Source organism: Tenacibaculum profundicola (assembly GCF_057220795.1).
The window spans coordinates 2,660,322-2,675,717 of sequence record NZ_CM170137.1 but is presented as its reverse complement, the minus strand read 5'-3'; the positions used below and the strand labels follow the sequence as shown (position 1 = coordinate 2,675,717).

Below are 15,396 nucleotides of genomic sequence, written 5' to 3'. Positions count from 1 at the left end.
TACCAAAAGCGTATTCATAGTATAAGTTAAAAGAGGATTAATCGATTGAGTAGCTACAATTTTTTCTTTTAGTTAAAAAGGTGGTATCTGAAAAACCTGTATTTAATAGAGTAGGAATTTATAAAACAAAACGATTATGGACGTTCAAAACTTAAAACAGTTTCAATGGGGGGCATGTGGATTTATAGTAGCAATTCAAGCAGCAATTTTAAATGGAAAAAACAATATCTTGAAGACAAGTGTGGCAAACGCAACAGCAGGTAAAGCAACGGATGCGCACGCTATTCTTTATCCAATAATAGAAGATTTTTGTGATAATCACAAGGATTTACACAAGGATTTAGTGCAATTCAAAGAAGTGTTTGGCGAAGACTATAAAGGAAGCATCTCAGAAATGATTGCTAAAATGAAAGCCAACACGAATATGGATGGAAACGGAATTGGATTCGCAATGACAGCCAAGACAATAACTAAATTATGCGATGACTTAGGGTTTACAAATACCAAATTTACAGGTACAACAAGTAAAAACAATAAATTAGAATTCCCATATAACAATGCTATTTATGGAGTGGGTATAAGTACGATGTTTAAGCGTGATACCAAACTGAATAAATATAGATATGGTCTATTGCATTGGATTTATGTTGATAAATCAGGAAAAATATTCACATGGGGAAAAGAATATACATTGGATGAACTAAAGGAAAAAGGTTTTGATAAAGTTACCCATTACTTAAACAGTTTGGATTAGTTGTTAATAAAGCCCGATGTCTCAATATTTGAGGTGTTGGGTTTTTCAATGAACAGCATCAGTGTCATACATTAGTAAACATTCATTTTTAAGTACTACCAGTTGTTGTTTGAATTTACTTTAGAAGAAAATGAGTGTTATTTCTTTATCTAAAACAGAAAGGGGAAAAAGACGTTTTATTATGGTAAGTTCAAATGGTAAATGGTATAAATCTGTCAACATTAATTTTTAGAACAATGAAGCACATGTTCTTAATAAATTATAAAGGGGTATTATAAAAACTTCTGATAAGTATTTAAACCTATTGAATAGGTTTAAATAGTTATTTTTTTAGTGTGTTATTTATTAAAAATAAATGCGGTTTCTAATGCATATTTACTAATGGTAAATGCTGATTTGTAGGAAAAACATCCGTATAACTAAAAGAAAATGGTTAGATCTCCATAGCTGAAAACCGGTATACATCATTACATAATTAAAATGATAACAGACATTAACGTTAACATAATAAAACAGCCTATTTACTTTACTTACATTAAATTTAACCTCTTAACACATTGATTTTACCTTTTAAAACATTTTTATAAATTTTACTTTATTTATTTCTCAATTTTGATGTATTGAATAACTAATGAGTCCTTTTTGGTAACAGTATGCAAGTGTTATTTCATCGTGTTACCAAAAGCACAAGTTATGAATTAAATAATAGTTAAACAGTTTGGGTTAGTTGTTTATTAAACCCAATATCTCGCCAATTTGAGATGTTGGGTTTCTCAATAGATAGTCAGTGACATCTCTTTTTAAACAACACTAATTTCAATAATTCTGGTTGGTTCTCTTTATTGTTTTAAATCTGTCAACACCAATTCTCCGAACTCGGTAAGCTCATGATTTTCATTTTCAAATATAGCAGGAAACCATTCATGGTGCCAAATCCAAGCGATTCTTCCTAAATCATTATCATTAGAAAACTCTATCAAAGGAATACCATATTCCTCTTTTGTTCCTGAAGCCGTGCCTTCATCAAATCCCCATTCTCCAATAATAACAGGATATTTCTTTTTAATCTGAGACACCACAGTTTTCCAACTATTTCCTTTCCAAGGATACGGATGTGTTTCATAAACTACATTTTTACGATTTACTGGTTCCAATAAAACCCCGTCTAAATCATAACCCCAATTTACCCCTGATACAGTTACCAAAGCTCTATTATCTACATTATGGATTATATCTACTAGTTGCTCAGCCTCAGTATACCAATTATGCCACGAAATATAGGCTGGTTCATTAAATGTGCCGAAAACTATCCATGGTTTATTTCTATATCTTACAGCCATTTCATGAAGCGCTCTACTAGCTAATAATTTGTCCGAATCATATGGATTTCCTTGCCAGGGCGGAGTGTTACTCCATGTTGGCATTTCAGATTTTCCATTGATAATATTACCATGAGCATGATAACTTAATAGTACATAAAACCCATACTCATTGCCCCATTTTACAATTGGATCTACATATTTTTCTAAGTAATCATCTGTATGTCTATAGAGGTCAGGATGAATAGGTACCCGAATAATATTTACATTCCATTCGTTCTTTAATAATTTAAAGTCTAACTCCTTCAACCCGCCTTCATATTCCACCATAAAAAATGGATCAATAACTGCCACACCTTTGAGCATCACACATTCACAGGAATCATTGACAACCTTATTGCCTATAGCTCTAAGTCGTGAAAGATTCGAGATCTCATCATTGGGATTTTTAACAATCGTATCGCATTTCTTCACTACATTAGTATCATCAATGACGTGTGGCTCATTCGAACACCCTACAAAAAGCATGCATAAAACAGTATATAAAACACTTTTTTTAATACTTAATACATTTCTGGTAAAACAATACACAATTCCCATACTTTTACTCTTTATATTAAAAATTAATTTTTATTGCTTTTAGTCTTACGCTAGTGTGAAAAAACTATTTCTACTAGTACCGCTATAAATCTATATATTAATTATTTAACTATTCTTTAAACTCCGTAAAAATTAAACAAAGCTTAATAACCATATTACTCAAAAGATTGGTTTACTGGTATCTTTTATTCTTTAGAGTTCTCGTTTAAACACAGTCGTTCCTTCTTTAATTGTTTCTAAAACAACAATCTCTTTTATAGCTTCTATATTTGATTTCAATGGATTTTCACTTAACACCACAATATCTGCTAATTTACCTACTTCCAGCGTTCCTTTTTTATTCTCTTCAAAATGTTGGTATGCTGACCAATCGGTAATACATTTCAAGGCTTCGTAAGGTGTTAATCGCTCATCTTCACCTATGATTTCCCCTGATCTTGAAGTTCTACTAACAGCCGTCCAAACAACACGCATTAAATTGGGTAAGGCAACAGGGGCATCTGTATGAATCGTTAATTTTAGCCCTTTGTTTAAAGCGGTTCTGGTTGGACTAATTTTGTTACCTAAACTATCTCCAATAATTTCTTTATGCCAATCGCCCCAATAAAAAGTATGTAAAGGAAATAAAGATGCAATAACCCTTAATTTTTTAATAGAGTCTAATTGATCTTCTCTAATATATTGCCCGTGAATTAACACATTTCTTCTATCTTTAAGTCCGTGTTTATCAGCTGCCTGTTTCATAGTTCTAATCAACTGATCAACAGCAGCATCTCCATTTGTATGTGTAAGGATTTGCCAATTATTTTTAAATGCACTATCGTATATTTTAAGCACATCTTCATCTTTGGGAATTGCAGGATATCCTGAATAGTTTTTTTCTGCACCCTCAGGAACCTTCAAATAAGGCTTTGTTCTCCAGGCCGTTCTGCCTTGTGGCGAACCGTCTAAGGTAAGTTTAACGCCTCCAATTCTGTAATGATTTTTATAATTTGTACTGTACCAGTTTGAGTTTGTAATTAACGAATCGGCGATAGAATAATCTATATAACTTACCACATCAAGTTTTAAAAAATTCGTGTTTGCGGCATTTTCTAATAATAAATGCGAATTTAAAAGAGCTCGCCCTTCTTGTGCTGTGGTGTAACCGTATGACAAAGCCATATTTTGGCCGGCAGTTAGAAACTTCATGAGTGCTTCTTTAGATTTCGGTCCTAATACTGCAGGCATATAAGGGATTGCGGCTAGTTCTTCTAGTACTCCATTAGGCTCATTAGAGCCAGGCATCCTTCGAATAAGCCCTCCTTCTGGGTTTGGAGTATCACCAGTGATATTTAATATTTCTAAACCTTTACTATTCAACACGCAAAAATGTCCTGAAATATGAATAATCATGATCGGGTGTTTTGTAGAAACTTTATCTAGGTCTTCTTTCGTTGGAAATCTTTTTTCTTCTAAAACGGAATCATCAAAACCAATTCCAAAAATCCAACCTGTTAATTCAATGTTCTCGGGTGTTGCCCAGTCTTTTAATACTTGAATTAAGGTTTCAATATTTTTAGTTTTTGCGTCAGGGGGTGGCAATATTTGCGCCCCTATGGCTTGTCCAGAAAAAGAAGCAAAATGGGCGTGACCATCGATAAAACCTGGTAACATTGTTTTTCCATTCAAGTTTGATTGTTTGGCTTTTGGAAATTTCCTTTTTGCTTCAGCCAGCTCTCCAGTAAAAACGATAGAATCTGCATTGGTTACTAATGATTCTATATATTCTGGTTTGTCTCCTTTCATGGTAAGAATATCACCTCCAAAATACACCGTAAGGTTACTGTTATTTATTTTTGATTGATCTTTACAGCTTATTATACAAAGGGACAATAAGAGAAGTTTACTTATTTTATTCATTTTCGTTGGTTAATTAATATGGTCTTGAGTTTATTCACAAAAAAGGAAACTGTTTAGTCTTTATGAAAAATTATTTTTATACTTTATGTAAGCCCCCCAAATTTTCGTAAAATGCTTTTTTTTGTTATAAAGATAAAAAATATCTTACAAAATCGACATTGTATGTTTCGATTCACGATTTCTAACATAAAAAGGGGCTGTTTTCTTCAAAACCTGTTTTTAGCCGCTCTATGTGTTTTTTTACTATTGTAAAAATACTTTATATAGCTAATTTTTAAAAACCGTTTAAAACACTGTTTAAACAACTCTTTTTAATCAATATTTCTTATTTCTTAAGTATTCTATGATAAGAAAAAATAATCTTGATGTTTTGAGGTGTTTTTTATAAATTTGAAATAGAATCAATTTTACTCATTAATTACAACTTTTACCAAATTCTAGAAGCTTCTATTTTTTGCTTTTTTTGAAAAATGAATGAGCTTCTATATACAAATTGTTCCGGCTTTTATATTTAAAAAATTAGTTAATGATATTTCATATAAGTTGGTTCTAAAAATTTCACATTTAATTATAATAACTAAAAAATAAAAATTATGTCCATATCAGATTTATACGCCAGCGGTAAACACAAACAAGAAATAGGTCATTTTGCAAGTATTGTAAAAATCGCCAAAACAAACGATACAATATCTGAAGAAGAGCAAAGGCTACTTGATCGTGCTGCAAAAAAATTAAATATTAATTCTATTGAATACGCAAAAATTTTAAAAAACCCTGAAAAATTTCCTGTAAATCCACCGGTTAGTTATGATGAGCGCATTGAACGTTTGCATCGATTAACCAAAATGATTTTTGCAGATGAAAAGGTGGAGAAAGAGGAGGTAAGTATTCTCCGAAAAATTGCTGTTGCTTTGCATTTTCCTACTGATAATGTTGAAAAGGTTTGCGACGAAGCAATACATTTAGTATCAAACAATAACGATTTGGAGGATTTTACTACCGCTATAAAAAACGTGAATTTAGTTTAAAATTATACTAAATTTGCTAAATTTTAGTTTTTACTATAAATCCCCCCGTATGAGAAAAACGTTTTTTATTGCTGTTTTCAGTATATTGACATCTTGTGTTGTTGCCCAAAACTTAAATGAGTCTTGGCAAATAGGTTTTGGTATCGGTATTACAAAGTTTAGTGAAAATGATGCTTCGTATATTGGTGATGCGTATATTTTTCAAACACCTCGTGTAAATTTAACCATGCCTATTGGTGATCGCCTGTCTTTAGACGGAGCTATTTCTTTTAATACTTTGAACAATGTAGGCTTTATGGAAAATTCCGTTTCTTATTTTTCTATTGACGGTTCATTACGTTATAATTTTGATGCTATAATGGATAATTTTGGCCCCTATATTTTTATAGGTGGAAGTGCAGTTGATTCTGAGCGAAAAATGACCCCTACGGTAAATGTTGGTGCTGGTGGCATTTATTGGCTTTCAGACCGTATAGGTGTCAACCCACAATTATATTACAAATATTCATCAAAAACTTATGAAAGTATGCGTTCTCATATACAAGGTACTCTTAGTATTGTGTTTATGTTGGACTGGAATAATGTTTTTGAAGGAGGAAATCATGCAGCAAGATCAACAGCAACCTGTTTTTAATAACAACATATCAATAAAAGAGGGAAGTTGTAACCTCCCTCTTTTATTAAATTATAATTTATTTATAGCGTTTTCTAATCGTTTTATACTACTTTCTTTGCCTATCATTTCTATAATATCAAACAAATGAGGTCCTTTCAATGCTCCTACCATACTTAAGCGCAACGGTTGCATTACTTTACCAAAACCTATTTCTTTGATCGAAATCCATTCTTTCACTACATTTTCAATGTTTACAGAAGAAAAAACTTCAATAGAATTAATTACGCTAATTAATTCTTTCATGAGCGCTGGCGTTCCTTCTTTCCATTGTTTTTTTGCTGCTTTCGGATCATATTCTGTTGGGTTTTCAAAGAAAAAGTTCGATAATTCCCAAAAATCAGCAACAAACGTAGCTCGTTCTTTTATTAAAGCAACTACTTTTTCAATATAACCGGTCTCTTTTTCAATTCCTTTATCCGTTAATATTGATGTAAATATCTTTGCTAATTCAGCCTCCGGTTTTTGTTGCAGATATTGCTGATTAAACCATTTCGTTTTATCAGGACTAAACTTAGCCCCAGATTTGCTCACCCTTTTTAAATCAAAGGCTTGTACTAAATCCTCTAAGGAAAACAATTCTTGCTCAGTTCCAGGGTTCCATCCTAACAACGCCAACATATTTACAAAAGCGTCTGCAAAATACCCTTCTTCTTTATATCCACGTGAAATATCTCCTGTAATTTCATTGGTATACATTAAAGGAAATACAGGAAATCCTAACTTATCACCATCTCTTTTACTGAGTTTTCCTTTACCTACAGGTTTCAAAATGAGCGGCAAGTGTGCGAACTTTGGCGCATTCCAACTAAACGCTTTGTACAGTAATACGTGTAGTGGAAGAGAGGGTAACCATTCTTCACCGCGTATTACATGCGATATTTCCATTAAATGGTCATCAACAATATTGGCAAGGTGATAGGTTGGCATTCCGTCAGACTTAAACAATACTTTATCATCAAGAGTGCTGGTGTCTATCGTAATGGTTCCGCGAATTTCGTCTTGCATAACCAAAGTTTCGTTCGGTGGTGTTTTAAAACGTACCACATATTTTTCACCTGCAGTAAGTTTGGCTTTTACCGCATCTTCTGATAATGCTATAGAATTATGCAGCTTTTCGCGGTTATGCGAATTATACATAAACGTTTTACCTTCTTCTTCGTGATTCTTTCTATGAATATTTAATTCTTCTGCTGTATCAAAAGCATAATATGCCCAACCATTTGTTATCAGTTCTTCAGCGTATGTTCTATACAACTCTTTACGTTCAGATTGGCGGTATGGTCCAAATTTTTCATTTATTTCTGGGCCTTCATCAATGGAAATGTTACACCATTTCAATGAATCTATTATATATTGTTCCGCATTTGCTACATACCGTGTTTGGTCAGTATCTTCTATACGTAATACAAACGTTCCGTTATGTTTTTTTGCAAATAAATAATTAAATAAGGCGGTTCTTACTCCACCCATATGTAAAGGCCCTGTCGGACTTGGAGCAAATCGTACTCTTACATTATCAGTCATTGTTATAAATTTCTTTTAAATCAGTAGTAACTGTTGATAAGGCAAAGATACTTATCCGTTTGATAGTTTAAAATTATCCTTAAAGAAATAACCCTCAAATTTTTGAGGATCGTTTCTTTCCTTGTCAATTATTTTTTAGGCTTTTACTTCTGTATTCATGGTTTCATATCAGAGGACGAATAGTATAATTTAACATATATCTTTGAAGTTACCCAACGTCCTACTTAAGAAATTATCGCTTACAACAACCTTGTCAGAAATAGTTGTTTTCTAAATAATTCGCTGAATTGACAGCATGCCCCATAACGTACATATTATGTCAATTTCTTTAATTTTTATAGTAAAATCCTACGCTTAGCGCTGGGCTCTTTGCTACATTTCTTCCACCGAAAGCACCTGCAAACCCAGTGCTAACACCCATGTTTTTATTGATTTCTCCAATAAACTTAAGGCCAAAAGCAGCATAGCTCTGATTGTTAACATACAACCCAGTAAGTGCGTTACTATTTTCAATAACAACACAACCATTTTGTAATGACATCACCCCGTCTAAGAAACCTGCAACCCAAAGCCAATCTATTGCCTTATAACCTAGCTCCCCACCTAATTTGAAGTTACTACTATAATCATTTGTAAATACATCTGCCCCTGTAAACGCTTGAATATACCACTTATCAAAACCTCTTCCCGCTAAAATTAAGGGTGTGAATGCCCAAGCATCATAACCTGTTCTTAACCCGGAAGGGGCAGTAAAGCTTCCTGTATTTGCCATAATTCCAAGTTGTGTAGATACCACCCATTTTTTGTTATAAATATTATACTTTATTCCCAACTGAATATTCCCGAAAGAAGTTTCAGAGTCTTCTGTTGTAAATGGTGTTGGCAGGAGAGATGATGTGTTAACATTTCCTGATTTTACCATTTTTAAAGGTACTGATGTAAATATCGTAAGTTCATCCGATAGTCCATATTCCGTGTATAGCTGCAAGGTATTATCCGAAATTTCTCTTTCTGTACTATAATCAGGATTTCCAAATAATTGATCATAGTTTGAAATTGTTGAAAATGAAAGCTGCACGTATACTTCATTTTTTTTCTTAGTCCATGGACTTTGAGCGAATAAAGAGGTTGCAAACAAAACGCTTGATAAAAAATATAGTTTTTTCATGATTGAATTATTAGTCTTTTCTTTTGTAGCACAGATACATATAACAGGAAATATTCAATTTTAAATTGGTAATTTAAAGGATATCAGCATCTATTTATTTTTCCAATTCAAACAGTACAACGACCAGAAAAAGTATTAGTTCTGAGAGCTTTGTAGTTATCATTCCGTTTTTCTTACAAAAACTTTATGAAAATTCTACATTAAAAGTAGTACTTTTATTGGTTATATGAGCGCTTTTAACAATATTGAACAAAAATTACAGCAGTTTAGTAGGAAATACTATACAAATGAATTAATAAAAGGGAGTATTTTATTTTTTTCATTAGGACTAATTTATCTTTTTTTCACCTTGTTTATAGAATATTTTCTGTGGTTACAACCAACTGCAAGAACCCTTCTGTTTTGGACATTTATTTTTGTTGAGTTTTTACTGCTATTTCGATTTATTTTATTTCCAATTTTGAAGTTAATTGGCTTAAAAAAGGGGATTTCAACACAAGTGGCTTCTAAACTGATAGGAGATCATTTTCCAGAAGTAAAAGATAAATTATTAAACGTACTTCAATTAAAAGGAAACACTGAACAAACGGATTTGTTACTGGCCAGTATTGAGCAAAAATCTAAAGAACTACAACCAGTTCCGTTTTCAAAAGCAGTAGTTTTTAAATCCAATTTAAAATATATAAAATACATTTTAATTCCTGTTTTTATATGGTTGTTAAGCGTTATAACAGGTGTGAATTCAAAGCTAAACCAGAGTTTAACTAGAGTTATAGATTATAAAACTGCCTATGAGCCGCCTGCTCCTTTCTATTTTTCCGTAACAAACCCCTCTTTACAGGTTATTAAAGGAAAATCGATTACGATTTATATTGAAACAAAAGGGGATGTAATTCCTGAACAGGCTAAAGTTTTTTATAATAACCAACAATATTATCTTCAATATAAGGGTAATGGGATGTTTTATTTCACATTCAATGAGGTACAAGAGCCTATTGACTTTTACATAAAAGCCAACACTATTGTGTCTAAATCATATAGTATAAACGTAATAAAAACACCGTCAATTCAGAACATTTCTCTTGAATTGATGTACCCAAATTATATAGGTAAGAAAAATGAAATTATTGCCAACACAGGAAACATAAACGTTCCACAAGGAACATTTATTAAATGGAACCTTAAAACTACTGAAACAGATACTGTTGTATTTATCAACAATCAAAAAAAATCATTTTTTACCAAAAGTGCTATCAATGATTTTCATTATAAAAAGCAGATTTTCGATCCGATTAACTACCAAATCGCTACTTCAAATGAAAATTTAAAAGAATATGAACGTTTACAATTCTCTATTAATGTGATAAAAGATGAGTTACCAAGTATTTCAGTTCAGTCAAATATTGATAGCATTTCAAGGGGTAACGCACAATTTATTGGTCAAATTTCTGACGATTACGGGTTCTCCAAACTTGAGCTTGTTTACAAACAAGAAAACTCTCAAATAACTAATAATCAGTCAATTACAATCAAAAAAGAAGCAATACAAAGCTTCTATTTTGAGTTTCCAAACAACCTAAATTTACAAAACGGCGTGAATTACGAATTGTATTTTCAAGTATTTGATAATGATAGGGTAAACGGTAGTAAGAAAGCCATTAGTAGAAAATTTTATTACAAACAGAAGTCTTCAGAAAAAATAGAAGATGAACTATTGGAAGAACAAAAAGATCACATAAAAAAACTTGAAAATTCACTCAAAAAGCAACAAAAAAGTAAAGATGATCTAGAAAAAATACAGTTTGATTTACAAAACAAGAAAAACATTAACTGGAGTGATCAAAAAAACATCAAAAATTTAATAAAGCGTCAAGAGAAATATCAGCAAATGATGAAAAATCAAACTGAAAAATTGCAGGAGAATTTTCAAGAAAAAGAAGAGTTTAAAAAACACTTGCAAACAAAAAAGGAGGATCTCAAAAAACGTATTGAAGAACTTAAAAAGCTTGATAAGCAACAAAAGTTGTTAGATGAACTAAAACAATTAGCAGAAAAACTAAAAAAAGAAGATCTAATTAAAAAAACCAAAGAATTAGCTGAGCAAAACAAGCAACAGGAACGAAGTTTAGAGCGTATTTTAGAAATGACTAAACGATACTATGTTGAACAAAAAATGAATCAAATAGCTGAAAAATTAGATAGTTTATCAAAAAAACAAGAGGAAACATCTATAAAAGAGAACACCAAAGAAGAGCAACAAGAAATTAATAAAGAATTTGATGCTATTAAAAAAGAACTCGATGAATTGAAAAAAGACAATGAAAACCTCAAAGAACCTATGGATATTCCGCCTATGGATAAGTTAGAAAAAGAAACTCAGCAAGAATTAAACAATTCCATGGAAAATCTAGAACAAAACAAGAGTTCTAACGCAAAGAAAAGCCAGAAAAAAGCTGCAAAAAAGATGCAGCAAATGAGCAGCAAAATGCAGGAGTCTATAGAAATGATGAGTGACGAAATGCAGGAAGAAAACATGGAAAGTCTACGCCAAATTTTAGAAAACCTTGTTACTTTTTCATTTAAACAAGAATCTTTAATGAATGATTTCAGTAATACAACATCTTCACACCCTAATTTTGGTAAAAATATTAAAAGACAATACCAATTAAAAAGTTATTTCGAACATATTGATGATAGTTTATTTACCTTATCCATGCGCGTACCAAAAATTAGTGCAGAAGTTCAAGAAGAGTTGGCTAATGCTCATTATAATCTAGATCTATCCTTAGAAAATCTTGCAGATAGCCACATCAGGAATGGTGTATCCAACCAACAATACGTAATGACTTCTGCTAACGTCTTGTCAGACATGCTAAGCAACACTTTAGATGCCATGCAGAACCCAAAAGAAGGTTCGGGTAAAGGAAAAGGGAAAGGTGAGTCGTTTAGTTTACCTGATATTATACAAAAACAAGGTGAGCTTATGAAAAAAATGAAAGATGGTATGCAAAAGAAAGGTGATGGTAAGCCAAAAGATGGTAAAGGAGAGAAGAAAGGTCAAAAACCAGGTAATGAAGGAAACGAACAAGAAGACATGAATGGTGAGCTGTATCAAATATACAAAGAGCAGTCACAGCTAAGACAACAATTAGAAGACGCTATTAAAAACGGAAAAGACGGAAATGGCAATGCAAAAAAAGCTTTGCAACAAATGGAAGAGTTGGAAAACAAAATTTTAGAGAAAGGTTTTACTAAAGAAACCCTCGAAAAAATGCAGCAACTAAACTATGAACTATTAAAACTTGAAAAGGCTAGTTTCGAGCAAGGACGTAAAAAAGAAAGAAAATCTAACACCAATTTACAAGAGTTTAACAACACTAGTATCAAAAAACTAAAATTCAAACAGTTGTTTTACAATCAAACTGAAATATTAAATAGACAATCATTACTTTTGCAGCAGAAATACAAACAAAAGGTTCAACTATATTTCAGCCCATCTAAAATCGAATAACTTAAACTACTACTTAAAAAACAATATGACACTAAAAGGGTTTATCATACAAACGAACAGCATATAATGATATATTTTAACTACGAAACAGAGTATAACTTACCCAACGAAAAAAGAACAGGTAGTTGGATACAAGAATGCATAGAACGAGAAAATTTTGAATTAGGGGAAATTAACTATATATTTTGTAACGATGAATACCTTCACAAACTAAACATAGAATTTCTCCAACATGATACCTTAACTGATATCATTAGTTTTGATTATACCGTGGGTAAAGAAATAAATGGAGATATTTTTATATCCGTTGAGAGGGTTAAAGAAAATGCCAACAACTTTGCAACGAGTTTTGATAACGAGTTACACCGAGTAATAATTCATGGTGTATTACATTACTTAGGTTTCAAAGATAAAACCGAGAACGAAAAACAAGAAATGCGTGCAAAAGAGAATGAATATTTAAAATTATTAAATTAAAATTAAAAGGAGTTCCACGTGGAACTGAATAAAAAAATGAGTTTATTTAATACAACATACGACGTAATTGTAGTAGGAGGAGGACATGCAGGTAGTGAAGCAGCTGCAGCCAGCGCTAACATGGGAGCGAGAACATTGTTAATTACAATGAACTTACAAAACATAGCTCAAATGAGTTGCAACCCTGCCATGGGAGGCATAGCTAAAGGTCAAATTGTTCGTGAAATTGATGCCTTAGGTGGTTATAGCGGTATTGTTACAGACAAAACCGCCATACAATTTAAGATGCTTAACAAATCAAAAGGGCCAGCGATGTGGAGTCCAAGAGCTCAATCTGACCGAATGCAATTTGCAGAATGTTGGAGAACTATGCTTGAACAGACTAGTAATTTAGATTTCTATCAAGATTCTGTTAACGGGCTTACTTTTGAAAACAATAGTATCACCGGAGTAAAAACTGCTTTAGGGTTGCATATAAAAGCTAAAACTGTTATTGTAACAGCTGGCACATTTCTAAATGGTTTAATACATATAGGTGAAAAAACTTTTGGTGGAGGTAGAGCAGGAGAAGGAGCTTCTACCGGTATTACAGAAGATTTAATAACACAAGGTTTTGAGGCTGGTAGAATGAAAACAGGAACCCCTCCAAGAGTAGATGGGCGTTCACTAGACTACTCAAAAATGACAGAGCAACCCGGTGATAGCTCTCCTGAAAAATTCTCTTATCTACCAACAACCAAGGCTCTCACAAAACAACGTTCTTGCTATTTAACCTACACCAACCAGGAAGTACATGATCTACTTCGTGAAGGATTTGATAGATCACCCATGTTTAACGGTAGAATCAAATCTACAGGGCCTAGATATTGCCCTTCTGTAGAAGATAAAATTAATCGTTTTAAAGAAAAAGATCGTCACCAAATATTTGTTGAGCCAGAAGGTTGGAGTACGGTGGAGATCTATGTCAACGGTTTTTCTACTTCATTGCCTGAAGATATTCAAGACAAAGCTATTCGCGCTATTCCTGGTTTTGAAAACGTAAAGTTTTTTAGATATGGGTACGCTATCGAATATGATTACTTTCCACCCACTCAATTAAAACACAACTTAGAAACTAAATTAGTTAATAACCTATTCTTTGCAGGTCAAATTAATGGTACTACTGGGTATGAAGAAGCCGCTTCTCAGGGGCTAATGGCAGGTATAAATGCAGCATTAAAAACTCAAAACAAAGAACCATTCATTCTAAAGAGAAGCGAGGCTTATATAGGTGTTCTTATTGACGACCTAATTACAAAGGGCACAGAAGAACCATACCGTATGTTTACTTCTAGAGCAGAATACCGAACTCTTTTAAGACAAGATAATGCAGACTTACGTTTAACTGAAAAATCATATCATTTAGGTTTAGCATCGGAGGAGCGAATGAAAAATGTAAACCTAAAGAGAAACAATACAGAAAAAGTAATTGCTTTTTTAAAAAATCTAAGTGTTTCTAAAGAAGAAATAAACCCAATACTAGTTTCTAAAAATCTAAGTCCTATAAATCAATCAATGAAAATTTATAAAATTGCCGCACGTCCGCAATTAGATTTTAATGATTTCAGAAGTGTTGAGAAGTTAGAAAACTTCATACAAGAAAACAATATTACTAACGACGTAATAGAACAGGTAGAAATACATCTTAAATATTCTGGTTATATCACAAAGGAAAAGAGCAATGCTGACAAATTAAACAGATTAGAAAACGTTCCTATTCCTTCTAATTTTGATTATTCAAAAGTAAAATCACTATCAACTGAAGCTAGAGAAAAATTAGTAAAAATACAACCCACAACTATTTCACAAGCAAGTAGAATAAGCGGAGTATCTCCAAGCGACATTTCTGTACTATTAGTTTATATGGGTAGATAATATTACACTCTATATATCAAAAACAAAAACGTTCCATGTGGAACGTTTTTTTTTGATGTATATAACTTCAATAGGTAATATTTCACGATTACCATAGAATATGTATAGATAGATATAATACCTAATCATAAACAAAACCAGTTAATATATTTAAAAAACATCTTTTGCAGATCATTACAACAAACAATATAAAACTATCATAAACACAACACACAAAAGGTAAACATCATCAAATAACAGGACTACAATACTTTTTATTACTTCACATATTATTTTACTATATATTACGTCAGACCTAGCAACTAAACAATTAAATTCATAATCAGCATAAAGAAAGAAAACAAATTCACACCATTTTCTTATGCCTTAATATTAATTCTGAAAAGCTAAAACAGTACTATTAAGAAAGACAATAAAGGTAATTAACCTGACAATTACTGTAACTAAAAAAAATAATACATTATCCTAAAAAACTACATAAAAACAATTAACAACCCAGGTTAAAAAAAAGAATAGTACTTAC

The 15,396-nt window shown here is 32.1% G+C and carries 10 protein-coding genes; 6 read left to right on the top strand and 4 right to left on the bottom strand.

The window, feature by feature from the left end:
- Positions 1–136: 136 nt before the first annotated feature.
- The gene (locus tag AC2TDS_RS11505; RefSeq protein ID WP_484735732.1) at positions 137–754 is read left to right on the top strand and encodes a hypothetical protein; all 618 of its coding nucleotides are present in this window, start codon (positions 137–139) and stop codon (positions 752–754) included.
- 839 nt (positions 755–1,593) lie between these two features.
- Here the strand turns inward: AC2TDS_RS11505 and AC2TDS_RS11500 are convergent.
- Positions 1,594–2,673, bottom strand: coding sequence for a glycoside hydrolase family 5 protein (locus AC2TDS_RS11500; RefSeq protein ID WP_484735731.1), 1,080 nt, complete (start codon positions 2,671–2,673; stop codon positions 1,594–1,596).
- Between the two features lie 192 nt (positions 2,674–2,865).
- Positions 2,866–4,575: a metal-dependent bile salt hydrolase gene (gene bsh / locus AC2TDS_RS11495; RefSeq protein WP_484735730.1), complete on the bottom strand. Its 1,710-nt coding sequence runs from the start codon at positions 4,573–4,575 to the stop codon at positions 2,866–2,868.
- A gap of 593 nt (positions 4,576–5,168) precedes the next feature.
- Between bsh and AC2TDS_RS11490 the strand changes: the two genes are divergently transcribed.
- Together AC2TDS_RS11490 and AC2TDS_RS11485 are read left to right on the top strand one after the other, a co-directional pair.
- Positions 5,169–5,603 (top strand): tellurite resistance TerB family protein, encoded by a 435-nt coding sequence (locus AC2TDS_RS11490; protein ID WP_484735729.1) that lies wholly within the window; start codon positions 5,169–5,171, stop codon positions 5,601–5,603.
- A 49-nt stretch (positions 5,604–5,652) separates the two neighbouring features.
- Positions 5,653–6,237: a hypothetical protein gene (locus AC2TDS_RS11485; RefSeq protein WP_484735728.1), complete on the top strand. Its 585-nt coding sequence runs from the start codon at positions 5,653–5,655 to the stop codon at positions 6,235–6,237.
- Positions 6,238–6,288: 51 nt separating this feature from the next.
- On the opposite strand, the gene gltX is transcribed toward AC2TDS_RS11485, so the two are convergent.
- Positions 6,289–7,803, bottom strand: coding sequence for a glutamate--tRNA ligase (gltX, locus tag AC2TDS_RS11480; RefSeq protein WP_484735727.1), 1,515 nt, complete (start codon positions 7,801–7,803; stop codon positions 6,289–6,291).
- Positions 7,804–8,131: 328 nt separating this feature from the next.
- Positions 8,132–8,971 (bottom strand): transporter, encoded by an 840-nt coding sequence (locus AC2TDS_RS11475; RefSeq protein WP_484735726.1) that lies wholly within the window; start codon positions 8,969–8,971, stop codon positions 8,132–8,134.
- Between the two features lie 226 nt (positions 8,972–9,197).
- Here AC2TDS_RS11475 and AC2TDS_RS11470 point away from each other — a divergent pair, with 226 nt between their 5' ends.
- The 3 genes from AC2TDS_RS11470 to mnmG all read left to right on the top strand — a co-directional run bounded on the left by AC2TDS_RS11470 (position 9,198) and on the right by mnmG (position 14,873).
- Complete coding sequence (locus AC2TDS_RS11470; protein WP_484735725.1) at positions 9,198–12,482, top strand: coiled-coil domain-containing protein; 3,285 nt, start codon at positions 9,198–9,200, stop codon at positions 12,480–12,482.
- Between the two features lie 66 nt (positions 12,483–12,548).
- Positions 12,549–12,959: an rRNA maturation RNase YbeY gene (gene ybeY, locus AC2TDS_RS11465; protein ID WP_484735724.1), complete on the top strand. Its 411-nt coding sequence runs from the start codon at positions 12,549–12,551 to the stop codon at positions 12,957–12,959.
- A 36-nt stretch (positions 12,960–12,995) separates the two neighbouring features.
- The gene (gene mnmG / locus AC2TDS_RS11460) at positions 12,996–14,873 is read left to right on the top strand and encodes a tRNA uridine-5-carboxymethylaminomethyl(34) synthesis enzyme MnmG (RefSeq protein ID WP_484735723.1); all 1,878 of its coding nucleotides are present in this window, start codon (positions 12,996–12,998) and stop codon (positions 14,871–14,873) included.
- The last annotated feature ends 523 nt before the right edge of the window (positions 14,874–15,396 follow it).

What these genes read in the sequence shown, in the direction of transcription:
- ybeY (WP_484735724.1), top strand. Translation starts at nt 12,549, where the DNA reads ATGATATATTTTAACTACGAAACAGAGTATAACTTACCCAACGAAAAA.
- AC2TDS_RS11490 (WP_484735729.1), top strand. Translation starts at nt 5,169, where the DNA reads ATGTCCATATCAGATTTATACGCCAGCGGTAAACACAAACAAGAAATA.
- bsh (WP_484735730.1), bottom strand. Translation starts at nt 4,575, where the DNA reads ATGAATAAAATAAGTAAACTTCTCTTATTGTCCCTTTGTATAATAAGC.
- AC2TDS_RS11470 (WP_484735725.1), top strand. Translation starts at nt 9,198, where the DNA reads ATGAGCGCTTTTAACAATATTGAACAAAAATTACAGCAGTTTAGTAGG.
- AC2TDS_RS11500 (WP_484735731.1), bottom strand. Translation starts at nt 2,673, where the DNA reads ATGGGAATTGTGTATTGTTTTACCAGAAATGTATTAAGTATTAAAAAA.
- AC2TDS_RS11475 (WP_484735726.1), bottom strand. Translation starts at nt 8,971, where the DNA reads ATGAAAAAACTATATTTTTTATCAAGCGTTTTGTTTGCAACCTCTTTA.
- AC2TDS_RS11505 (WP_484735732.1), top strand. Translation starts at nt 137, where the DNA reads ATGGACGTTCAAAACTTAAAACAGTTTCAATGGGGGGCATGTGGATTT.
- mnmG (WP_484735723.1), top strand. Translation starts at nt 12,996, where the DNA reads ATGAGTTTATTTAATACAACATACGACGTAATTGTAGTAGGAGGAGGA.
- AC2TDS_RS11485 (WP_484735728.1), top strand. Translation starts at nt 5,653, where the DNA reads ATGAGAAAAACGTTTTTTATTGCTGTTTTCAGTATATTGACATCTTGT.
- gltX (WP_484735727.1), bottom strand. Translation starts at nt 7,803, where the DNA reads ATGACTGATAATGTAAGAGTACGATTTGCTCCAAGTCCGACAGGGCCT.